Origin of the sequence: Staphylococcus sp. TE8, assembly GCF_000692055.1 — a bacterium.
Lineage (GTDB): Bacteria > Bacillota > Bacilli > Staphylococcales > Staphylococcaceae > Staphylococcus > Staphylococcus capitis.
The window spans coordinates 1-22,915 of the sequence record NZ_JMGB01000002.1; the positions used below are offsets into that span (position 1 = coordinate 1).

General features: G+C 32.0%; 21 protein-coding genes. 3 read left to right on the forward strand and 18 right to left on the reverse strand.

Features of this window, described 5'->3' with window-relative positions:
* Window positions 1–360: 360 nt before the first annotated feature.
* The 7 genes from CM54_RS06360 to CM54_RS06390 form a co-directional block, all read right to left on the reverse strand.
* Window positions 361–1,425: an Mrp/NBP35 family ATP-binding protein gene (locus CM54_RS06360; RefSeq protein ID WP_037549902.1), complete on the reverse strand. Its 1,065-nt coding sequence runs from the start codon at window positions 1,423–1,425 to the stop codon at window positions 361–363.
* 143 nt (window positions 1,426–1,568) lie between these two features.
* A complete protein-coding gene (locus tag CM54_RS06365; protein WP_037549905.1) occupies window positions 1,569–3,011 on the reverse strand; it encodes an MDR family MFS transporter in 1,443 nt (480 codons plus the stop codon).
* An 83-nt stretch (window positions 3,012–3,094) separates the two neighbouring features.
* Window positions 3,095–3,562, reverse strand: coding sequence for a SepA family multidrug efflux transporter (locus tag CM54_RS06370; RefSeq protein WP_037549908.1), 468 nt, complete (start codon window positions 3,560–3,562; stop codon window positions 3,095–3,097).
* Window positions 3,563–3,679: 117 nt separating this feature from the next.
* Entirely contained in the window at window positions 3,680–5,026 is a 1,347-nt protein-coding gene (gene sdrM, locus CM54_RS06375; protein ID WP_037549911.1) for a multidrug efflux MFS transporter SdrM, read from the reverse strand.
* Between the two features lie 143 nt (window positions 5,027–5,169).
* Entirely contained in the window at window positions 5,170–5,853 is a 684-nt protein-coding gene (gene trhA / locus CM54_RS06380; protein ID WP_002432569.1) for a PAQR family membrane homeostasis protein TrhA, read from the reverse strand.
* Between the two features lie 19 nt (window positions 5,854–5,872).
* The gene (locus CM54_RS06385) at window positions 5,873–7,060 is read right to left on the reverse strand and encodes a UTP--glucose-1-phosphate uridylyltransferase (protein ID WP_037549914.1); all 1,188 of its coding nucleotides are present in this window, start codon (window positions 7,058–7,060) and stop codon (window positions 5,873–5,875) included.
* Window positions 7,061–7,094: 34 nt separating this feature from the next.
* Entirely contained in the window at window positions 7,095–7,601 is a 507-nt protein-coding gene (locus CM54_RS06390; RefSeq protein WP_037549917.1) for a metal-dependent hydrolase, read from the reverse strand.
* A gap of 177 nt (window positions 7,602–7,778) precedes the next feature.
* On the opposite strand from CM54_RS06390, the gene CM54_RS06395 reads away from it, so the two are divergent.
* On the forward strand, window positions 7,779–8,039 hold the full coding sequence (locus CM54_RS06395; protein ID WP_002432344.1) for a SunI/YnzG family protein: 261 nt from the start codon (window positions 7,779–7,781) through the stop codon (window positions 8,037–8,039).
* 148 nt (window positions 8,040–8,187) lie between these two features.
* Complete coding sequence (locus tag CM54_RS06400; RefSeq protein WP_002453758.1) at window positions 8,188–8,499, forward strand: heme oxygenase; 312 nt, start codon at window positions 8,188–8,190, stop codon at window positions 8,497–8,499.
* A 52-nt stretch (window positions 8,500–8,551) separates the two neighbouring features.
* On the opposite strand, the gene CM54_RS06405 is transcribed toward CM54_RS06400, so the two are convergent.
* From CM54_RS06405 to CM54_RS06435, 7 genes are all read right to left on the reverse strand, one after another.
* Window positions 8,552–9,925, reverse strand: a complete 1,374-nt coding sequence (locus CM54_RS06405; protein WP_037549920.1) for a YjiH family protein — start codon at window positions 9,923–9,925, stop codon at window positions 8,552–8,554.
* 227 nt (window positions 9,926–10,152) lie between these two features.
* On the reverse strand, window positions 10,153–11,121 hold the full coding sequence (locus tag CM54_RS06410; protein WP_023351324.1) for a FecCD family ABC transporter permease: 969 nt from the start codon (window positions 11,119–11,121) through the stop codon (window positions 10,153–10,155).
* Window positions 11,118–12,149, reverse strand: a complete 1,032-nt coding sequence (locus tag CM54_RS06415; protein ID WP_002432915.1) for a FecCD family ABC transporter permease — start codon at window positions 12,147–12,149, stop codon at window positions 11,118–11,120. Before CM54_RS06415 ends, CM54_RS06410 begins: the two co-directional genes overlap by 4 nt.
* An 11-nt stretch (window positions 12,150–12,160) precedes the next feature.
* Complete coding sequence (locus CM54_RS06420) at window positions 12,161–13,159, reverse strand: ABC transporter substrate-binding protein (RefSeq protein WP_037549927.1); 999 nt, start codon at window positions 13,157–13,159, stop codon at window positions 12,161–12,163.
* Window positions 13,160–13,448: 289 nt separating this feature from the next.
* Window positions 13,449–14,504: an alanine/ornithine racemase family PLP-dependent enzyme gene (locus CM54_RS06425; RefSeq protein WP_037549930.1), complete on the reverse strand. Its 1,056-nt coding sequence runs from the start codon at window positions 14,502–14,504 to the stop codon at window positions 13,449–13,451.
* 3 nt (window positions 14,505–14,507) lie between these two features.
* Window positions 14,508–16,265, reverse strand: coding sequence for an IucA/IucC family protein (locus CM54_RS06430; protein ID WP_037549933.1), 1,758 nt, complete (start codon window positions 16,263–16,265; stop codon window positions 14,508–14,510).
* On the reverse strand, window positions 16,255–17,436 hold the full coding sequence (locus CM54_RS06435) for an MFS transporter (RefSeq protein WP_002432777.1): 1,182 nt from the start codon (window positions 17,434–17,436) through the stop codon (window positions 16,255–16,257). Before CM54_RS06435 ends, CM54_RS06430 begins: the two co-directional genes overlap by 11 nt.
* A gap of 104 nt (window positions 17,437–17,540) precedes the next feature.
* Between CM54_RS06435 and CM54_RS06440 the strand changes: the two genes are divergently transcribed.
* Window positions 17,541–19,487 carry an IucA/IucC family protein gene (locus tag CM54_RS06440; protein WP_037549936.1) on the forward strand — a complete coding sequence of 649 codons (1,947 nt, stop codon included), beginning with the start codon at window positions 17,541–17,543 and terminating at the stop codon, window positions 19,485–19,487.
* A gap of 200 nt (window positions 19,488–19,687) precedes the next feature.
* Here CM54_RS06440 and CM54_RS06445 read toward each other — a convergent pair whose 3' ends face one another.
* The 4 genes from CM54_RS06445 to CM54_RS06460 all read right to left on the reverse strand — a co-directional run bounded on the left by CM54_RS06445 (window position 19,688) and on the right by CM54_RS06460 (window position 22,820).
* Entirely contained in the window at window positions 19,688–20,200 is a 513-nt protein-coding gene (locus CM54_RS06445) for an Asp23/Gls24 family envelope stress response protein (RefSeq protein WP_002432778.1), read from the reverse strand.
* A 73-nt stretch (window positions 20,201–20,273) separates the two neighbouring features.
* Window positions 20,274–20,513, reverse strand: a complete 240-nt coding sequence (locus CM54_RS06450; RefSeq protein ID WP_002432747.1) for a DUF2273 domain-containing protein — start codon at window positions 20,511–20,513, stop codon at window positions 20,274–20,276.
* A 12-nt stretch (window positions 20,514–20,525) separates the two neighbouring features.
* Entirely contained in the window at window positions 20,526–21,062 is a 537-nt protein-coding gene (gene amaP / locus CM54_RS06455) for an alkaline shock response membrane anchor protein AmaP (RefSeq protein ID WP_002432799.1), read from the reverse strand.
* A gap of 183 nt (window positions 21,063–21,245) precedes the next feature.
* On the reverse strand, window positions 21,246–22,820 hold the full coding sequence (locus tag CM54_RS06460; protein WP_030058570.1) for a BCCT family transporter: 1,575 nt from the start codon (window positions 22,818–22,820) through the stop codon (window positions 21,246–21,248).
* Between the last annotated feature and the right edge of the window lie 95 nt (window positions 22,821–22,915).

Genomic DNA, 22,915 nt, shown 5'->3' on the forward strand with positions numbered 1-22,915 from the left:
CTCAATAAAATCAATCTTTTCAATCATATCTTTTCTGAGAAGAAATGTCAATGATTTCTTAAGATTACTTTATTTATTTTAAAGTGTTTTTATAATGTTTGCAAGGGTAATTTTTACACTCGCTTAACAATTAAATTAAATACTTTACAATCGCTTTTCAGCGACTTTTATATAATATCAATTTCATGTTTTTAAGTCAACATTTAAATTGAATTATTTTTTAATTTTGTGAACAGCTAATTCGTAGCTCACAAAGAAATATTCTAGCACGATTTCTAAATTTTGCAATAGAAAAATCACACAAAAACAAAATTTGTTTCTGTGTGATCAGTATACCTTTGGTTAAATTACATTGAGATACTATTTTTGAGTACTGGCTATAACTTTTCTGGCGATTGATGTATAAATTTCTCCTAAACGATCTTCAGGCTGATAAATAGATGGTGAAAAATCTTTAGGGTTCCACGTAGGTTGTTCAAGAGGCAACTCTCCAAATAGCTGTGTTTCTAATTCATCAGCAAGTTTAGTACCTCCACCTTTACCAAATACATATTCCTTATTACCAGTTTCTTTACTTTCGAAATAACTCATATTTTCGATTACACCTAAAATAGAGTGTTCTGTATGTTTAGCCATAGCTCCAGCTCTAGCTGCTACAAACGCTGCTGTAGGGTGCGGAGTAGTAACTATGATCTCTTTACTAGAAGGTAGTATTGAATGTACATCTAAGGCTACATCTCCAGTGCCAGGTGGTAAATCAAGTAAAAGATAATCTAAATCTCCCCATTGAACCTCTGTAAAGAAATTAGTAAGCATTTTTCCTAACATTGGACCTCTCCAAATAACAGGTGCGTTTTCCTCTACAAAGAAAGCCATTGAAATAACTTTAACGCCATGACGTTCAACCGGAATAATTTCTTTGCCATCTACTCCCGGTCTTTCATCAATCCCCATCATATCTGGAACGCTGAAACCATAAATATCAGCATCTACGAGTCCAACTTTTTTACCTTCTCTTGCCAAAGCTACAGCTAGGTTAACAGCTACAGTTGATTTACCTACACCACCTTTACCGGAAGCAATTGCAATAAATTCAACTGGATTATTTTGAGAAAGTAAACCTTCAATAGTTTTAGGTTTTTCTGTTCCTTTACCACGATACTTTTCTACTGTCTCCGGTGGTAATTCTTCAAAACGAATACCTACTGTATTAGCACCATTTTCTTTTAGAGCTTTTACAATTGCCATTTGTAAATCTAATTGTGGTTGTCCCCCTAATTGAGCCATTGCAACTTTAACACTAACGTGCTCAATATCTTCTTTGATGGTAACGTTAACTATACCATCAGTTTCTTTCAAAGGTACATCAATAATTGGGTCTTTTAATGCACCTACTATTTCTTCAACTTGATTTACCGTTAACAAAGTAAATCCCCCTTAAATATAATAATTTATCTACATAATAACAAAAGTTATTCGATTACGTAGTTTATCTTTTTTATTATAAGTCTTTTTTTATTATAAAAAAAGAAGTTAGCCCATAATAATAGGCTAACTTCATATATAATTTAGACTTCTCTCATATTTTGAGATTTTCTATTAGGTTCTTTAATAAATAACGCAAATAAGAATGCAACAACAACAAAACCTGTAACTAGAGCGAATGAAACATCAACTCCGGCAGCAACACTTTGTCTTTGTAATAATTCTTTACTAGCATGTTCAGACGAGGATGGTCCAATCCATTTCGAACCAATACTCATAAACGTTACCATTAATGCGGTTCCTAATGAACCAGCCATCACACGACCAAAGTTCATAATAGCAGTACCGTGTGAAATATCTTTATTGTCTAATGCATTAATACCAGTTGTATTAATAGGCATCATTAGTAGAGAAACAGCAAACATCCTAATCGCATAAATGACAATAAGATAAATATAAGATGTGTCTGCTTTTAAGAAACAAAGCAATAATGTGCAAATCGTTAATAAGCTAAAACCAGCATATATTAATGGTCTCGGACCATATTTATCATAAAAACGTCCAGTAAATACTGACATTATTCCATTTATAATCGCACCTGGCATAATCACTAAACCTGATAACAACGCAGATAAACCTAAAGCGTTTTGTACATATAGAGGAATAAGTAGTGCAGGTCCAACCATAGATAACATAATAATCATTGATGTAATTGTACTGAAACAAAAGATTCTACCTTTAAATACATTGAGGTTAAGTAATGGGTTGGAAATCGTTAGTTGTCTTCTAACAAATATTGAGATAATAATAATACTTATGATCAACGATCCTATAACTATTGGATTAGAAAAACCTAAATTTCCAGCACTACTAAATGCATACAGCATAATACCAAAACCTATAGTCGAGTATACAACAGAGCGTTTATCTAATTTTGAATCCTTCGTTTCGTTATAACTAGAAATTGAAATTAAACCAAAGATAAAAGCAATTAAGGCGATACCGACTATAATAATAAATGGCACTCTCCAACTTGCATTATCAATGATTAAGCCTGTGAATGTAGGTCCAATAGCTGGAGCGAACTGTATGACTAAACCAGCTAGTCCCATAGCAAAGCCACGATGTTCTTTGGAGAATAAAGTGAAAAGTGTAAATTGCATTAAAGGCATCAACACACCGGCGCCTATTGCTTGAATAACTCTTGCTGTCATCAACACACCAAAATTAGGCGCAACCGCAGCTACAATTGACCCTAATAAAAATGTACCCATAGCTCCTAAATATAAAGGTCTAGTTTTAACTCTATCCATTAGAAAAGCTGTAAGTGGTATCATGACACCATTTACAAGCATAAATCCAGTAATTAGCCATTGGGAAGTGCTTTCATCAATTTTTAATTCTCGCATAATGTGAGGTAAAGCAGTGTTGAGTAAAGTTTGATTTAAAATTGCTACAAACGCACTCACTAACATCACTGCTACAATTAAATTCCGCTTCGTTTTGGGTAAATCGATACTAGACATGAACGTTTACTCCTTTATTATTTTTATAACAGTGTTATATTCAATCAAATTATAATTATCAAAGCAAAATAAATGCTTAATTACTATTTCTTGTTATTCAAGTTCTCACTTTCAGGATAAAATATCTCCTTACAAATAAATAGAAATCCTATGATTAACATAATTACCCAAAATTGAATATTAATATATACATAGTGAATATGTACTATAAAATAAAACATCACTGTCGTTACTATATAAGAAATAAGATGAAATGTAATACCCTGAAAATAAGGATTGTTAGGCAATTTCTTCTTAAAGTAGTCCATTAAATGCTCAACAGCAAAGAGAGTAAAATATCCCAATACTATATAACTACCATAGTAAAACAAATTGTCATAAAATCCTTTATTGTAGACAAAATAACCTAAATGAAAAAATATTAAAATCCTACTTAATCCATATAATCCAAAACCAAGAAATGTTAAGAATATCGCCCCGGATAATACAAAAATAGCGAGAACAATAAGTGTTACAGCTAAATTATAAAATTTATTTTTAAAGAATTTCATCACTCATTGTCCTCCCCTCTTTTTTAATACATATTTATAGTATCACGTATTCATCACCTTATAAAATTTAAAAACGCCTACTCTTATAGTAGACGTTTTTTGTATTTGAAAACCTTTTTAATTATTAAAATTTGAAGTTTTATTAGATTTATAAAATAAAATCCACATCATTGACAAGCAAATTGAAATGACGGCAATCAAACCTAATACATTGTGTAGATGAGTGCCGAATAAACCTGATTTTAAAGCATACATATATCCCATAATTGTAGAACCTACAGATGAACCTAGGTTTTTAGTTAATGCATAAAATGACATCATCTTCTTCATATTTCTAGGAGAGCTTTCCTCTTGTACAATTACGCTATCTTTAGTGTATACATATCCAAAACTAAGTCCAGCAAAGATAACTGAAAATGCTATCAACAATGGCACTTTCATGCCAAATAAAATAATAACACTGCAAATTAAGAGAACTGTAAACGCACTAATATATAATGCTTTTCTAGTAAAGTTTGCTTCAATCTTCGCTAAATTAAAGTTTAATATAATCCATGCAACTGATAGTGGTAAAATAACAAACCCACTTTGAAGAGGTGATAAACCTAATTGTTCTTGTAAATATACTGGTATATACAGGTTATATCCTATTAATGACATAGCTATAAATAAATCAGTAATGAAAGCAAGCATTATTGATCTATTAAACTCATTAGTCGGAAGAAATGGATTATTTTGTTTTTGTTCTATTTTAAACAAGCCAATCAATACTAATAAAGCCAAGATGATTGCAATAATATTGAGATATAAATGTTGTTGATTTAATAATCCAAACATAAGCAATGCTATAAACATATAAAAGATTGATAATCCTTTCACATCAAAGTGTGTTTGATTACCATGTTCTTCCTCTGGAAAATGAAATGTCATTAGTACTAATACAATAGCAATAATTGCTATAGGTATATTAATAAAGAACAGCCAGTGCCATGTCGCGAATTCTAAAATCGCACCACCGAGTATGGGTCCAATGATACTGGAAATTCCCCAAACACTACCTACAATTCCCATAATTTTATATCTTAAAGGAATTTCAAACGCTAGTTTAGGGACTATCTGAGATAAAGACATCATGACCCCTGCCCCAAAACCTTGAATCATTCTTGAGATAATTAAAAAAGTAAATGTTTCACTTAAACCTGACATCAAACTACCAATTGCAAATAAAGAAACACCTGCAACGGCAATATATAATATCTTAAAACGAGATAACAGCTCACCTACAATAGGGTTAGCTATGACCAAAGCAATAAAATAAACAGTAAAAACTAAAGATACTAAATTACCTGCATGTAAATTTATCTTAATCGTTGGTAAGGCTAGAGATATAATAGATGTCTCAATTGCAGCCATAAACATGATTAGTATCAATGCGGTTACTGTTAATATCGACCTAAACTTCATTTATATTTACTCCTTTTGTTCTATCTATTTCGAACCCTTAAAATATTAATACGATTATGTTTAGTTCGCAATCATGCAATAGTATTAATTTTCTAGGTTAAAATAAAACGGCAGAGCTATTTAAACTCTACCGTAAACTTACTTTACATAAAATATAATATCCCTATCATGTGTAAAACCGATGCAATCACAATAAAAATATGCCATATCATATGAAAATAAGGTCTATTCTTTTGCGCGTAAAACCAGGCTCCTATTGTATAAGAAAGGCCACCCAGGAATATAAATAAAATAAATAACCAAGAGGTGCGCATGATAATCACTGGTATAAATATCACACCAACCCATCCCATCACTAGGTAAACAATAAGACTGAGCTTATGATTAACTTTCGTAGCAATGGATTTATATAATATTCCCCATAATGTAGTCCCCCATAAAAATAGGGTCACTACCCATCCTATCCATCCACCTACTATAGTAAGTAATACTGGCGTATAAGTACCTGAAATAGCTACGTAAATCATGCTATGATCGATAATACGTAAAATATACTTATGAGCTGTATAATTCTGCATAGAATGATAAATAGTTGAAGAAATAAACATCATAAAAATACTAATAATATAAATAGACACACTTACCGATTCCAATGTGCCACCATGATTGTAGCTATGAACAGCTGCATAAGGTAATACAAACAATGTTAATAATGCAGCCGCACCATGTGAGGCTGCATTACCTATTTCCTCGCCAAAAGATAAGGGAATGATGTCCTTAAATGATTCAACTACCGATGCTTTTTTATGCTTAGATGTATGAGACATCTATTCCACCACCTTTTATTTAAATCAAACTCATACGTTTTAAATCTTCTGTAGCAGTTTCCACACTATCTTTACCTACTTTATTTTTCAGTGGTGAAAACTCCTCTTCTCTAGGAACTTGTAATGTAACAAAACTTGTTCCATATTTGAAAATATCGAAATAAAACAATTCAAATTTTAATGTTGGTAACTCTACAACGCCAAAGTCTTCATCTAGTTGTTTTAATTTTTTAATAGCTAAATGATATGGTAGTTCCCTATCTACTGCACTTTTAATATAGGCCAGTTTAAATGCATGGATACCAATATTAGCATTATCAAAATCATTGGCTACTTCGGGATCCAATTCTGAATACTCAAGAACTGTATCTTTACTATCAATGTTGACTAAACGTCCAACACTCTCTCCATGTTTAGGTTGAATTGTTTTAGATGTAACATCTTTATTATTACTTACAGTGTAACCAGCAAATAATGGATCTAAGACTTTCACAAGAACATTGTCAATATTATTTAAGAAGATATATTTTACATGATCCTTTTCCATTTTATCTAAGTATCCAGCCTCTTTAAGAGATTTAAATACTCCACCATTACCATTTGGTGTTTCCATAATATGACCATCTCTGTCAAGTACAAGTTTGCCGTCTTCACCTAAGGCTACAATATTTGCTTGTTTAAAGAAATGTACATGTTCTGGATCATAATCAAAATATTGATGTTTCTTAAAATACTCTATTGTTTCATAATGATTTATATCACTAGTCATTATATACCAATTAATTGTATGACCCGTTTGATTCTTTAAATTAATGAGTTGGCGAGCCTGTAACTCAAATAAACTTACACCCTCAATTTCAAAAGAACCTTTAGGCCCTTTATAACCTAATCGCGTTCCTTGACCGCCAGCCATAAGAAGTACCGCGAATTCACCATTTCTAATCGCTTCATAACCCTTTTGTTCATATGTATGCTTATCTTCATCAGAAAGTTGAGATTTCACTTCATACTTAACTTCTGATACCGATGATACATCATCTATTGATTTTCTATTAACATATAAATCATGATATAGTTTTTGAATTCCTTCTAAATCAAGCTCATCAACTTTATTTTCAAGTGCATCTTTTTCATTTTTACTCATTAATTTTTCATATTCATACAAATGCTCTTGGTTATATTTCTCCAATTGGTTTTTATCTAACATGATTACTCTCCTTATGTATAAATGATTCAAAGAATTAATTTAGCCACTGTAACATAAATTCATTAAAAAAGGGTTTAAACAACGTGTATACTGTTCCAAAGCTAAAAGCTGTAGCTAAAGATAAATCAACTAATCCGCCTGTTTTAAAATGAAGCGGCGATACAACATTCAATGGTAAAGGATAGAATAATTTAACCCCTTTAGGTGTTAATATATCTAGTATAACATGTGAAGCTATTCCAATAACAATTGCAACCATATAATAAATGGGTGTTTGAATTAAGTACAGTAAAAAACCAATGATAATGATGAAAGCAAGAGAGTGAGTAAATGTCCTATGGCCAAATAGAAGCCTAATAACAAAACTTAAAACTCTGAAACGTCTGCCAATTTTACTTTGGGTATGACATATGTCTGGCAATAGGCTTGCTAGAGTTGATAATACCAATATAGTGACTGAAGTAAATAAATCAGTATGAAAATATTGAGTTGTCAAAGCTCCTGTTAAAGCCCCACAGGAGGCATGTGTTTTACCTGTCATTTCTAGTTCTCCTTTTCAAAACATTTTAACACACAATTACATATAAAGCGAACATACTTTCGTATTAATATTTTATTAGTATGACATATTATATTCAAAAGTATCACATAAATCCTTGAAAACGATTTCAAAATCATTTATGATGATTATACAAATTATTTAAAGGATGTGTTTTGAATGGCAATGACAGTAAAGAAAAACGATAATGAAGTACGTATTCAATGGAGAGTAGCAGATATTAAAATACCTAATAATGAAATTAAAAATATCTCACAAGACCAAGATATCCATGCAGTACCTGAAAAAAATGGTAAAGAAATCTCTCGTATTGGTTCTACATTTGGTAAAACAAACCGCGTAATTATCGATACTGATGACCATGAATACATTATTTATACTCAAAATGATCAAAAAGTTTACAATGAACTGACTAAGTAATTAAAATATATATAATTAATAATCCATGCAAAAACCACCAACTATGTATCTATTACGGTTGGTGGCTCTCATTTTCGATATATGAAAATTGATAAGTATAAACAATCCTATTATATTGGAATCAATAATGATGATGGAGGTGAAGTTATTGTTCGTCGTAACAAATAGAATAACCGTGAAAAAAGGTTTTGCAGAAAAAATGGCACCTAGATTTACAAAAGGTGGTCAAATCCAATCCTTACAAGGTTTTAATGGTATTGAAGTTTGGCAAATTGATAGAGATGACTATAGTGAAGATATGTATGTAAATACATGGTGGAATACTGAAAAAGATTTTAAAAATTGGGTAAATAGTGATGCTTTTAAAGAAGCTCATAAAAATACTGGAAAATCCGAAGATTCTCCAGTAATTAAAAGTGAAATTGTTAAAGCCAATGTATTATCAAAATTAGATAAATAATTTTTAATAGAAGATTGCTTATTATAATAAAGTCTATTAATAAGCAATCTTTTTAATGGATAAATAAATGCGCAAGTAATGCAATAATAGGAAGCGTGATTAAAGTACGTATCAAGAAAATCATAAATAGTTTACCTATGCTGACAGGAATTTTTGAACCTAAAATAACACCACCTACTTCTGACAAGTATATTAATTGGGATATACTTAATGCTCCAATAACAAAACGTGTTATGTCACTTTTGACCCCTTCAATTAATATAGATGGTAAAAACATATCGGCAAAACCTATGAGAATAGTTTGAGAAGCGTGTGAAGCTTCTGGAATTTGCAATAATTCTAGTAGTGGAACGAATGGTTTTCCAATAACTTCAAAAATAGGTGTATAATTCGCGATAATTGTTGCGATTGTTCCTATACTCATTACTACTGGTAAAATGACAAACCACATATCTACAACGGTTTTAAATCCAGAAATAAAGAACTTTTTGAATCCTGGAGCTTTTATACCAACCTCTGTCGCCATGTCATATCCATGTCTTAATGCCGTTTTTCCTTCTGGTAATTGCTCCGTTCTTGCATCCTCTGAAACATCTTTAGCATATTCATCTGGAATATTTTTTAAAGGCCAAATTCTTGGCATTATCATTGCTGCAATTAAACAAGAAACAATTACAGTGATATAAAAATAAAAGAATTGATCTTGCATTTTTATAGTTGAAGCAATAACTATAGCGAAAGTAATAGATACCACACTAAACGTAGTAGAAATGACTGTTGCTTCTCTTCTAGAATAATAGCCTTCTTCATACTGTCTACTTGTAATTAAGGCGCCTACCGTTCCATCACCAATAAATGATGCTAGATTATCTACAGTTGATCGACCAGGTAGAGTAAATAGCGGTCTCATTACTGGTCTAAACACAGGTCCTAATAATTCTAATAGTCCGTATTCCATCAATAACGGTAAAAATAAGGCCGCAAATAAAAATACGGCCACAAGAGTTGGTAATAGACTATAAAAGACTAGCCCCCCCGTATCTTCTGAATAAATCATTTTAGGCCCTACCTTCAAATAAGTAAGCCATACAAATACAACTGATAATACTCTTAATACTAGCCAACCTAGTTTGACATTAAATGCATTATACATTAGGCCTTGTGGATTTAACTTGTGTTTATAAATTGTTGAGCACAAAAGAGTTAATACACCTGAAATTGTAATAATTAATACAATTAATATAGGCATAATATTCCCTAACAGATCTTTTAAACAATTTGCAAGAAATGCCACAGGTAATGTTGTTTGTTTTTGTCCATCTTGAACAACTGGTATAGGAATTAAAAATAATATGATACCTAGAATGGACATTGTTATAAATTTAATTCTACCTTTTATAATTTCGCTTTTAGTATATCCGTTCATTACTTTTCAATCCGTTTCTATCTATTTATATCAACTTGAAGTAATCAAGATTCATCTACACAAATGTTTATATATACAAAAATATGAATAATTACGTATAAATACTATACGCTAATCTATCACTTTTCGCAATTAAAAATTTAAAAAAAGGCCGATTTCAATAAACTATAAATTGAAATCGGCCATAGCATACCTAAGAGCGCTCAAATTCATATTTAATGAATAAATCATTTCATTCTACGTAGTAAGAATAAGAAATATGGTGCTCCAATAACTGCAATAACTACACCTACTGGAATATCAAGTGGCGGTTGAATTCCCCTAGCTAACCCATCACCAAGCGTTAATAGTATAGCGCCTATTAAACCTGACATGATAATGACATGTATATTTTTGTGTCCGACGAGTTGTCTTGCTATATGAGGTGCTATAAGTCCTAAGAAACTAATACCACCGACAACTGCAATAGAAGCTCCAGCTAACATTACAGCCAAGATGAGTAATATCATTTTTAAAAATCGAACACGTGCACCAAGAGCTGTAGCGACATTATCTCCCAAGTTTAAGATATCTAGCTGGTAACCGAGTAATAATACTACCGGTACAGTGATAATAAACCAAGGTAAGACACTATAGAAGTTAGAAATATTATGTCCATATAAACTACCAGTTAACCAAACTAATGCATTATTTGCATCCATAGGATTACGAATAAGTAAGAACTGTACGATAGCCGTACAAATTGCGCCTATGGCTAAACCTATAAGAGCAAGTTTCGATCCTTTTACATCAAATTTGGAAATAAGGAAGGACAATATTAAACTAATCACCAATGCTCCAACAAACGATCCTAAAGGTAATACAAATAAAGGTGCCGACGGAAATATCATAATAATAATCACCGCTGCTAGACTTGCTCCTTTAGTAATTCCAATAACATCCGGAGATGCAAGCGGATTTCTAATTACACCTTGAATGACAGCACCAGATATAGCTAAACTGCTACCTATTACTAATCCCAATAATGTTCGAGGTATACGATATTCATTTAAAATAAAGTCATCTTGTGTGAAAAAACCAACAATAGCATGTATAGGGTCTATCATAACTGAACCTATACATAAACTAAATATTGTACTAACGACTAATAAAATAATCACGATTCCATAACGTATACTATTGCTACTCTTAATCATACGCGATTCACCCCTCTTACAGTAATGAATAAGAAGTAAAAGGCGCCGACAAATGAAGTCACTATACCAACTGGAGATTCAAATGGATAAGTGATTAAACGACATAAAACGTCAGATATTAGCAATAAATCTGCACCAAAAATAAACGTGAGAGGTAGCATAACTAGATAATTTTTACTTACATAACGTTTAACTATATGAGGAACAATGAGGCCCACAAAACCGATGGGGCCTGCAATTGAAACAGACATCCCTGCTAATACTATCACTAGCAATCCAATAATCATTCTTACAATTTCAGTACGTTGACCAAGGCTTCTTGCAATGTCGTCTCCGAGTTCCATAATTGTAAGCTGTCTCCCCATAAAAATAGTTACAATTACAGCAATGACTATACAAGGTAAAATCATCATAATTTGATTCCATTTTATCCCAGCTAATGATCCTACTAACCAAAACATGACAGTATCATTAGAATCCTCATTTAAAAGAATGATACCTTGGGTCATGCTACTAAAGAATAGATGTATCGCCATACCTGCTAAAGCAAGTTTCACTGGCGTAATTGATTTCGTAGATCCTGACAACGTATAAACAGTAAATCCACCAAAAAAGGCTCCAATAATTGCTAGGATAGTTGAATAAGAACCTAGGGATGGTATTAAAACTGTAATTAAAACAATGACGAAGGACGCTCCAGCATTTACACCAAATATTTGAGGTGAAGCAAGTGGATTTCTAGTTATTGCTTGCATAAGTAGACCGGCTATCCCCAATGCACCACCTATCACTAACCCTGCAAGCATTCGAGGCATGCGTACGTTATGAATTAAAAATGTTTGTTCTGATTCAATATGTCCAGTGAAGTAACTTAAAATATCATGAAATTGTATTTTTGAAGAACCAATCGCTAAATTCAAATAGATTGAAATAAAAAGAAAGCACACACCCACTATATAAGTGAGTGTAGTGCGCTTTCTCTTTTTTTGTTCAATAGCGGATTGACTATTTTTAATACCCATAGTCATTATTTTCCACCTTACTTATTATCTTTATTACTATCTTTCTTTGAAAGTTCTACAAGTTCTTTTGCCATCTCTTCAGAAGAAATTAAACCACGTGATCTAGCCCATAGGTCACGATCTAACACATCTACACGATTATGTTTAACAGCGTCTAATTTTTTCCATACAGCATCTTTTTCTAATTCTTTAAGAGAAGGTTCATTAGGACTTGCTTTATCAGTCATGATGAACATACGGCCTGGATTTACTTTAGATAATGTTTCAGTGTTCATTTGTAAGTAAGGTCCTTTAAGATACTTACTTAAACCTTTTGTCACATCATCAGTTAATGCTTCTTTGAATCCAAGTTGATTTAAGAATTGTCCTACATATGAATAACTAGGGTGTGCTAATAAACCTGATTTAGATGCAACTGCAGGTAACACTTTCTCATCTTTATTCATTGTAATTTCTTTTTTATATTTTTCAATCTTTTCATCATGTTCTTTTAGACGTTTTTTACCTTCATCTTCTTTACCTAATGCTTTAGAAATTGTTTTGAAGGCATCAATGTTTTGATTATAGTTTCCATCAAAACTCTTAAGTTCAATTGTTGGAGCAATTTTACTTAAATCTTTATAAATTCCTTTATGTCTATTACTATCTGCAATAATTAAGTCTGGTTTTAGTTTACTAATTTCCTCTAAGTTAGGTTGTTTACGTGCACCTACAGACGTATAGTTACCAATTTTATCTCTTAATGGTTTGATGATACGTTCCTTTTTCTTATCATCTGCTATACCTACAGGTTTTACATCAAGTGAAGCTAATGCATCTACGAATGAATATTCAAGTACCACGACACGTTTAGGGTGCTTAGGTACTTTACTTTTTCCTTCTTCGTGTTTAATTTCTACACCATCTTTAGATGCAGATTTATTACTTGAATTATTAGAACCATTACTTCCACAGGCCGCAACAAGAACTAATACTAGCATTAAGCCAACAGCACTAAAAAATTTTAGACCTCTCATTGTTCCACTCCTTAATATGTATATGCTTACATATATAGTTTATTGATAACGATTCTCATTGTCAATATTATTTTGTATTGTTTTATGAATATATTTTACTCAAATATAATTTAATTCATAAGTCAGACTAACTACTATGAAAGATAAATCTGAATATCACTTTATATTTGCCTTATATACAATTTAGAGAACAATAACTAACTAAAATAAATAAAACTGCTCTTTAAAATAGAAAATTAAAGAGCAGTTTAAAGTGAAATATAATTTAATGAATAAAATTGAGTCTTCTCTACGTATTGGTAAATATGTTTGTGTTAAAATTTTCAATCAAAGTTTGAATCTTTGAATCGTCGTAATATGATTTAGTTAAATTTTTCATATACATACTCTGTGACAAAGCTTCATAATTTAAACTAAATTGAATTCTATCCCCAATTTGATAGTGATCTTGATTATTCAAATCAATCATTAAATGATCGCTTGAGGCGCCAACCATTTTCAGATCATTGGCGATAGGCTTGATACCATCTGTAAATGTATCTAAATAACCTATATCCACTATTGCTTGTAAATAGGATTGGTGTGTCACTTGATTAATACGTGGTTTAATTTCAATAATTTCCGCTTCAAGTACAATCGCATCTTGATAGAGACTGGCAATAGGTTCATTCGTGGTAGTATCTATTCCCCTAAAGAGTGCTTCTCCTATTCTTAATTCATTAATCTTGCCAAGATCATTGTACATTGTTTGAGGTAACATGCTTGAGTTACCTCCTGAAATAATTTTAAACTTGTAACCTATTTCCTTTTCAACGGCACTAATGAACTTATTAATCATAAAGACATCATTTTCTTCTGGAGCTTTGGATTTAAAGCACATAAAATTAAATGCTAATCCTACTAGTTGTATATGACTCATACTCATAATTTCTTTAATATAATCTAATACATCATAAGTTAAGACACCTTCACGGCCGTCTTTCCAATCTACCATTAACATGATTTGATGCTTTACATTCATTCTTTTTGCAATTACATTCAATTGTTTAATCGTATCAAGTTCTGTTTGAATACTCAGTTTTACAGTAGAAATCATAGTTTCAAATTCTGTCGTGGGGCGTAATAGTGTAAATGTGATATTTAAATCTCTTAGTCTTTCAATATTATCAATTCTTGATTCAGCAAAGTGTGTAATTCCAAGAGATTTTATTGTAGAAACGATGCGTTCATCTCCGGCAACACATTTTACTACAGGGGTAAAGTGAATCTGTCTACGTTCAAGTAATGTCTGAAGTACTTTGGCATTGTATTGTATTTTTGATAAGTTAACTTTGATTCTAGCCATGTACTACACCTCTTTTTTAATAGGATTTTCTAATTCAGTGTTCAAATATTTTTTAACTTTATTTTCCATCCTCATACTCAATAACGCTTTAACTGTTATTGTCGGACCAAATAATACTTTCCTCAAAATGTCGGCATGGGATTTATCATCATCAATCGCTAGATCAATCTCTTCACGAACGATATCAAATAACTCTTCTTCTTTAACATCTTCATATTGATTAAAGTGATGAATCAACTCTGCTAATTGATTTTGTACAACAGCATGTTGAAACTTTGCAATAACTTCCTCAATGGATTGAGCTAATAAACTTTCATTCGTTACTTCAATATTTGTTACCTTCTGTTGTAAAGTATCTAAATCTATACGTGAACCACCTAAATCACGTACTAAGAATTTCATTTGATAGTTAGGACCTAGATTGACAATCGTATTTTGCATATGTGCTTCTAATGCAATTCCATAATCTTGAATATATGCAATGAGTGGTTGGACTAATGTTTGTGTGTAAGTTGCAATAAAATGTTTAATGTGGTCAATTGTTATTTCAGTTTCAAGCCATTCTAAATAGCTATCTACAATCGCTTTACGATCAATTGGATTAGGATTAACTAAACTTGCTGTGACCACTGTTGAGCCATTTTCAAAGATAACGGGTTTCTGACGAATAATGCATGCAAGTTGTCTTGCCAAATCAGAATCCACATCGGCATATGCACCAAAGGGTTCCATGGCCACTTGGAGTCCTGGATATTGATCAAGTAGTCCTTGTAATGCATAACTTAATTTAGGTCCATCTACCGTAGTAACCGTAGAAACAGTTCTTACTGCACTAGTTGCTTGAACATTCACAGGAAGTTTAACGTGATAAGGTTTATGAATTAAATCCATCGTTCTAAATGATAACGTTGCTTTAGATTCTACTGAGAATGGTGTTGGTATTAGTATTTTACTAGCAATCCACTGACTAAATTTTCCGCCTATAGTGTGATCGTATTGCCAAGGATGAACAATCATGACTCTATAATCCTCTAAATTTAAATTTAAAGGCTCCAAAAATGAATTAAGTTGATGACGATATTCCGGAATGACACGATTTAAAATATATTGGTCATCGTCTTCCATTGACGTAGTGACAATGTGCGTCTTTTCAATAAGCATAATTTTTAGAGGAATAACCTTTTCAAACTCTGGAGCATACGCTTTCAACTCGCTTTTATTTAATGGAAGTTTTGTCTTAGTTAAAGGATGGGTAGGATGTCCTTCAACAATCAAACTCTCCGAATAACTTAAATCATCTATAATGCCACTATCTTGTAAATGTTGCAGCCAAGATATAAAGTTCAATGATTCAGGCAATCTTGAAAATTTCATACTTTGATGTATAAGTGACTGTCTATTGTTAAAATGTTTATATGTTTCAATAAAACTGTCTCTACTATGAATCAATTCTTCATTCAAACGTTCTGAAATTTCAATATTAAAATCCTGTGTTAATGTTTCGAGCAGATCTTCTAAGCTTTCAATAGGTTGTGACTTTTGACCACAACCATACATAATATCGCCTTTAAACACATATCTTTCCATAGCACTTTTACGTTTTACTTGAACAGTTAATCTTTTGCCTTGGTACTGAATTTCCACCACACTATCATCTTTCGTTATTTTCATGCCCTCTGGTGAAATACGTTCTTTAATTATTGCGTTCATGATACGGTATTGTATATTTTTATCTGCTAACAGCCATTCATTACGCTCCATTATTACTTTCCTCCAACTTCGTCATACGCTGTATTAGGTAAAATATTACTGAAATGGCTACGGTAGTTATACCCATGATCATGAATGTCGTCAGTATTCCGAATACATCTGCAAAGAAACTCATAACTAAACTACCGAGAGGTATCATACCACGGTCCATCATAATAATACTTAATACCTTCCCTCTCTCATAGTCTTTAACACTATGTTGAAAATAAACTCTATTCGTTGTTCTTGCCCATTGGCTAAATAGTCCAATTAAAGTGATACAAATGAACATAATAACCAAATTATGTATAACGACGCCTAGTAAAGCTAACCCAAATAGCAAAGAACTTAAATAATACATTTTAACTGCGCTTAGATGATTTAAAATGGTAGGTAAAATAATTGTTGCTACGATACCACCAATAGCACAGAAGGTCATCGCTATACCAAATACTTCTGATTTTCCTGGAAAAATATGATTCGTAAGTACGGGTAATACTGTTGTATAAGAGAATCCTGTAGCCATGATTAATAGAGAAGTAATAAATATCTTACTTCCCTCTAGATTACGTTTGAAATAATTCATAACTATCTTTAATGAGAATTCTTTATTTTCGAGTTGATTTGAAACAACTTCAAAGTGAAGAGGCAGACTAAAAAGTACAGCAACTAAATAACATATCGCTTGTGCTAAGAAAGTTGAAGGCGCATGATAAGCTGCTAGAATGACTCCAGCGATTGCAGGACCTATCGAACGACAGATGTTAATGATAAACGAATGAAACGATACTGCCTGTGTTGTAGAAATTTTATCTGATAAATCAGGTAACACCGCTTGTCTTACTGGTGTTTCTACTGCACTTAGAATACCTCTTAACGATGCATAAATGAGTATTACAGCGATTGGGATAGAATCAATAGTAAATGTCAAAACACACAATACCGCAGTGACTATAAATGAAGAGGAAATGGTTATTCTAAGTAAATTTCCTTTATCATATTTATCAGCAATTGAGCCTGCCCATACACTTAGCAATAAAATTGGTACGAGTCGGCAAAAATTAACTAATCCCAGATAAACTGCGTTATGATATGTAGTAAGTACAAACCAGTTTAATCCTATTTGCCCAATCCAATTCCCCAAAAACAGAAGAAAAGAACTGGAAAAGAAAAATTTTGCCATTTAATTTCCACCTGTCTTTTTTATTGATAATAATTATCATTATCATTAATATGGATTATACAAATCTTATTTATTTTTGTAAAATATTTTTTTAGAGGTGAATTATGAATTTCAATCAATTTATTAACAAACAAGACATTGAGATGACCCAAGATGAGCAAAATGTCTTTCAGTTTTTACAACAATATGATGAACAATGGGCATCTATTTTCCAAGATAAATTATTAACTGGTCGAGATAAAGTAACAAAGCGTTTAGTTACTTCTATACATAGAGAGAATTTAGTTCATGGTAATGATCATAGTCAGTTACTTAATAGACGTAAATTTGCTGGTTATGACACTCATGTAACTGACATTTTAGAAATTCATTTTCCTAAATCAAAGCTATACTTATACGCACCAGTAACTGGTCAGCATGCATTTAATCGTATAGATGTTGAAGGCCCCTTTTATTATAAACGTGAACAATATCAAGATGAATTTAAGCGTATTTTACATCCTAATGACATTTTAGACTGGATTCTTACTGAATCACCAGAGTTGGATAATGAAGCGAGCCAACAATTCAGAGATGACCAAACGAACAGTGCAGCTAATATGACATTTGCGCTAAGCTATCAATATTTTAAAATGAAGGATGATCGAGCACCTCTATACGATATTATTAAAAATCATCAAGATAGTTATCTAAGGTCTGAGCAAGCCGTAGTAGAAGGCCACCCTCTTCATCCGGGAGCAAAACTGCGTAAAGGTATGGATGCGTTTGAAACATTTAGATACTCTTCTGAATTTACTCAGCCCATCGAATTAAAAATTGTATTATTGCATCATTCAGTGGCTCGTGTTCAAGCTTTAGATGCAAATTACAATGATACGATGAAACATATGTTTCCTGATATATACTCACACTTAGAAAAAGAATTTAGCGGACAAGTAAATTTAGACGACTATCAATTGATGATTATGCATCCATGGCAATACGACCATGTCCTACATCAAGATTACATGGAAGAACTTGATCAACGACTTATGATTGTGAGTGAATATTCTATCCCATATTATGCTGGCTTATCATTTAGAACGTTGGTTCCTGAATTACCTAATAAAGCGCCACATATTAAATTATCAACAAATGTACATATTACTGGCGAAATTCGTACACTTTCAGAACAAACAACTCATAATGGACCTTTAGTTACACACATCTTAAACGATATCTTGACTAAAGATTCAACATTTAAACAGTATGCTTCTACTGTAATTGATGAAGTGGCAGGAATTCATTTTTATAATTCTAATGATAGTGATGAGATACAAACGGATCGTAGTGAACAACTAGGTACGTTATTTAGAAATAATTTCTATCATTCTATAACGAATGATGTGGTACCTGTCATTCCATCATGTTTAGTTGCAACGTATCCTTACAACTCCGAAACGCCTATTCAAACATTAATACAAACATATCAAATTTCTAAGGGATTTCAGTCATTTGAAGAAGCAGCTAAAACTTGGATGAATGAATATAGTAAAGCGTTACTAGGTTTAGTCATTCCTTTATATTCTAAATATGGTATTGCTTTAGAGGCACACCTACAGAATTCTGTTGCAACCTTTAACAAAGACGGTTCACTTAATAAACTATATATTAGAGATTTCGAAGGCTTACGTATTGATACTGAGCGCTTAAATCAATCGGGTTATGAGACGAACCATTTTCATGAGAAATCTAGAATTTTAACAAATTCTAAGACTTCCGTTTTTAATAAAGCATTTTATTCTACAGTTCAGAATCACTTAGGAGAGCTTGTGCTTACAATAGCTAAGTCATCTCATTCTTCTTCACTTGAAAATGAAATCTGGAAGGATATGGCACTCATATTAAAGGATATTTTAAGTAATATCACAGAATTATCTGAAGGTCGTCGTAGTGAAATCGAAGAAGTTATCTTTGCCCCAACAATTGATTATAAATGCGTGACGACTATGCGATTAGAAGATCAAGCACATGAATATACGTATATTAAAGTAAACAATCCGCTTCACTAATTAAAATATTAATGTAATTGTAGTTTATAATAAGCAGTCTATGTTTAAGAAAGTCATCTTTTACACAGACTGCTTATTTTTTGAGGAAAATTAATTATTAATAAACAAAAAGCCTATAAATGGTGTGAGAACACTTTCCATTTATAGGCTAATATCATATAAGGTTCAACTTAAATGATTTATCAAATTGCAATTATAAATTATTGTAAACCTTGTCTATCACTGTGGTTGTTGTCTTTATTGTCTTTTTCATTTTTTTGTTGCCATTCTTTTTTAGTCATTACATCGTCAACTTGCATGTTCACTTCAACAACTTCTAAGCCAGTGATGTATTTCACTTGTTCTTTAACTAAGTCAGTTACTTTACGGAAGATTTTTGGTGCTGATTCACCATATTCTAAAATAACTTTTAAGTCGATAGCTGCTTGTTTTTCGCCAACTTCAACTGACACGCCAGTAGTCACGTTATTACCACTTGAGAATGCATTAGTGAAGTTGTCAGTGAATCCGCCTTTCATATCTAAGATACCTTTAACTTCACGAGCAGCAATACCAGCAATTTTTTCAACTACTTCATCAGAGAAAGTTAATTTGTTTTCGAATTGTGGTTGTTGATTTTCTTGAACTTCTTTTTGTTGTTCTTGTCTTTCTTTTTCATTTACACCAGTTTGGTTATCGTATGCTTGTTTTGCTTTGTTATTATCTACTGCCATAGTAAATTCTCCTTTACTTTCAAAATTTAGTTATTATTAATAATTAGATTTAATTAATTCCTTTAGAACTGGACTAGCTCCATCTATTGAGGAAATTCATAAAGTCTTGCGTACGGTCTTTAATATACCCGATACCAATTCCAATTAAACACAAGACAATGATTAAAATTGTTTTCCAAAATCCAAGAGTTAGGAATAATATAGCTATAAGTAAAAATGCTAAAAATCCAATAATACGCCACTTAAATGCTTTAAATATATTGATTAATTGTTGTGTAGAGTCTTGTCCGTTTTGATTATTATTTTCAGCCATGATATCCCTCCCTTACAACACACGTGGACCAGACGTTTTCTGGTCACGAACATTAACTTCTAATTTTCGTACTGGAATTTCTGTGAAATGTTCAACATTTTTCTTAATGTCAGAGCGAATACTTTCAGTTAATGATTTCACTTGAACATCATTTGGTACGAAGAAATCTGCTTTAATGTCGATAAATGATTTCTTTTTCTTACTATAAAGCTTACTTACTACATTAGGTTGTCTTACTTGATCATATTTAGTTAATGTATCGTACGCAGATTTTTCAACTGCTTTTCTTGATACATAAATATGACCATCATCAAAAGTTTTATAAAGTCCAGGTTTACGATACGTAGGTTTGAATATGCTTAATACTAATATGAGTCCAATCAATATTAGTAATCCCGCAAGTCCAATTAATAGTGGTTGGAACCAATTGAAATGAAGGAAGTAGTCTTGATAGCTTTTAATACGACTATCCTTTATGTACATAAACAATAGGAACCCAACAATTGCGACTATTAAAAGGCCGAGGATGAAATTTTTTAATCTTTTCACCTCGCACGGCACCTCCTTATGTCATTGTTGAATTTGTTTACATTTTAAATGAGTACCCTATAAATATTTTTTTGAAACATAAATAAAACAATTTTTTATTCTATTTTTAAAAATATTTAAAGAAGCACTACTTATAATACATTATTCCCATTCTAATTAGATGAAAAACGTATATTTTTATTATTATGTTAAATTTTTTTCGTTTTTAGAACTACGGTATTCTAGAATGTCAGAATTCTTATCCTTAACTAATACCTTATTGCTAGGACGTGGCTTTTCATCACTAAGCGACTTAAAGAGCGACCAAATCATAACTATGATTACGAGTGAAAATGGTAATGCAGCTATGATAAGTAAGTTTTGTATTGCTTGTGTGCCACCAGTGTAAATCATAATTATTGCAAATAGTGCCATGATAATACCCCAGCTTACTTTTACAAATGAAGCAGGATTTATATCTCCACGAGCACTTAACATGCCCAGTACATAAGTAGCGGAGTCGGCTGAAGTCACAAAGAAAATCATAATCACTACTAGAGTAATAATACTTAATATAAATCCAAGTGGATATTGTTCTAACGTTGCAAATGTAGCTGTCTCTGTAGCTGCTTTAGCAATATTAGCTATATGATGATCTTGTAAATAAATTGCTGAAGCACCGAAGACTGCAAAGAATAAGAAGCATACTAGTGCTGGAACAAATAGTACGCCTAAAATAAATTCTTTGATTGTTCTACCTCTTGAGACACGTGCGATAAAGATTCCAACAAATGGCGCCCATGAAATCCACCATGCCCAATAGAAAATTGTCCATTGTTGTAACCATTTAAATTTCTCTCCACCTGATGGAATTCTCAAACTCATTTTAAAGAAATTGGCTATGTAATTCCCTAAACCATTCGTAAATGTGTTCAAAATATAAAGTGTCGGTCCAACAATGAATAATCCGACTAAAACTAGAAATGCTAATCCCATATTGATGTTACTTAAAGTTTTAATACCTTTATCAATACCTGACCATGCTGACCAAGTAAATAATATAGTAGCAACGATAATAAGGATAACTTGTGTTCCAAAGTTATTTGGCACTTTAAACAAGAAGTTAAGGCCTTCATTAATTTGTAATGCTCCAAATCCTAATGTTGCTGCAACACCAGTTACAGTCGCTATGACTGCTAATACATCTATCGCACCACCTATCGGACCTCGCATAGCTTTTTCACCGAAAATGGGCGTTAATGTTGCACTTACAAGACCGGGATATCCCTTATGGAAACTAAAATACGCAAAGACGAGCGCTACAATGCCGTAAACTGCCCAGGCATGTATACCCCAATGGAAGAAAGAAAATTGCATGGCGTCATTAATGGCTGACTGCGTTCCAGCTTTATGTATTGGAGTTAAAGTAAACGCGTGACTTATAGGCTCCGCAGTGGTCCAGAATACTAATCCGATACCCATACCTGCACTAAATAACATAGCAAACCATGAAGGAAGTGAGAATTCAGGATCTTCTCCTTCTTTACCTAATGTAATTGATGCATATCTAGAGAATAATAAATAAACACTTACTATAAGTATGAGTAGGACAAGTAGAAGATAATACCATGAAAAATGAACTGCTATAAATGAAGTTACAGTTTGCGTAACTTGTTCAAGTTGTTTAGGTAGAATCGCACCATAAATAACAAATGCTGTACAAATTGCTAATGCTACCCAAAATACAATGCTGATTTTACTTGTATTTGTTGATTTCATAAATAAAACAATCACCTCTTTCCTATGTTTATTACCCATCCCAAGTATTATCAATCATTTATACTTTGTATTTTTAAAATATATAACTTTTTAAT

Bases quoted from the DNA above. Each gene is read 5' to 3' on its own strand.
- CM54_RS06365 (WP_037549905.1), bottom strand. From the start codon at position 3,011: ATGTCTAGTATCGATTTACCCAAAACGAAGCGGAATTTAATTGTAGCA.
- CM54_RS06370 (WP_037549908.1), bottom strand. From the start codon at position 3,562: ATGAAATTCTTTAAAAATAAATTTTATAATTTAGCTGTAACACTTATT.
- sdrM (WP_037549911.1), bottom strand. From the start codon at position 5,026: ATGAAGTTTAGGTCGATATTAACAGTAACCGCATTGATACTAATCATG.
- trhA (WP_002432569.1), bottom strand. From the start codon at position 5,853: ATGTCTCATACATCTAAGCATAAAAAAGCATCGGTAGTTGAATCATTT.
- CM54_RS06385 (WP_037549914.1), bottom strand. From the start codon at position 7,060: ATGTTAGATAAAAACCAATTGGAGAAATATAACCAAGAGCATTTGTAT.
- CM54_RS06390 (WP_037549917.1), bottom strand. From the start codon at position 7,601: ATGACAGGTAAAACACATGCCTCCTGTGGGGCTTTAACAGGAGCTTTG.
- CM54_RS06395 (WP_002432344.1), top strand. From the start codon at position 7,779: ATGGCAATGACAGTAAAGAAAAACGATAATGAAGTACGTATTCAATGG.
- CM54_RS06405 (WP_037549920.1), bottom strand. From the start codon at position 9,925: ATGAACGGATATACTAAAAGCGAAATTATAAAAGGTAGAATTAAATTT.
- CM54_RS06410 (WP_023351324.1), bottom strand. From the start codon at position 11,121: ATGATTAAGAGTAGCAATAGTATACGTTATGGAATCGTGATTATTTTA.
- CM54_RS06415 (WP_002432915.1), bottom strand. From the start codon at position 12,149: ATGACTATGGGTATTAAAAATAGTCAATCCGCTATTGAACAAAAAAAG.
- CM54_RS06420 (WP_037549927.1), bottom strand. From the start codon at position 13,159: ATGAGAGGTCTAAAATTTTTTAGTGCTGTTGGCTTAATGCTAGTATTA.
- CM54_RS06425 (WP_037549930.1), bottom strand. From the start codon at position 14,504: ATGGCTAGAATCAAAGTTAACTTATCAAAAATACAATACAATGCCAAA.
- CM54_RS06430 (WP_037549933.1), bottom strand. From the start codon at position 16,265: ATGGAGCGTAATGAATGGCTGTTAGCAGATAAAAATATACAATACCGT.
- CM54_RS06435 (WP_002432777.1), bottom strand. From the start codon at position 17,436: ATGGCAAAATTTTTCTTTTCCAGTTCTTTTCTTCTGTTTTTGGGGAAT.
- CM54_RS06440 (WP_037549936.1), top strand. From the start codon at position 17,541: ATGAATTTCAATCAATTTATTAACAAACAAGACATTGAGATGACCCAA.
- CM54_RS06445 (WP_002432778.1), bottom strand. From the start codon at position 20,200: ATGGCAGTAGATAATAACAAAGCAAAACAAGCATACGATAACCAAACT.
- CM54_RS06450 (WP_002432747.1), bottom strand. From the start codon at position 20,513: ATGGCTGAAAATAATAATCAAAACGGACAAGACTCTACACAACAATTA.
- CM54_RS06460 (WP_030058570.1), bottom strand. From the start codon at position 22,820: ATGAAATCAACAAATACAAGTAAAATCAGCATTGTATTTTGGGTAGCA.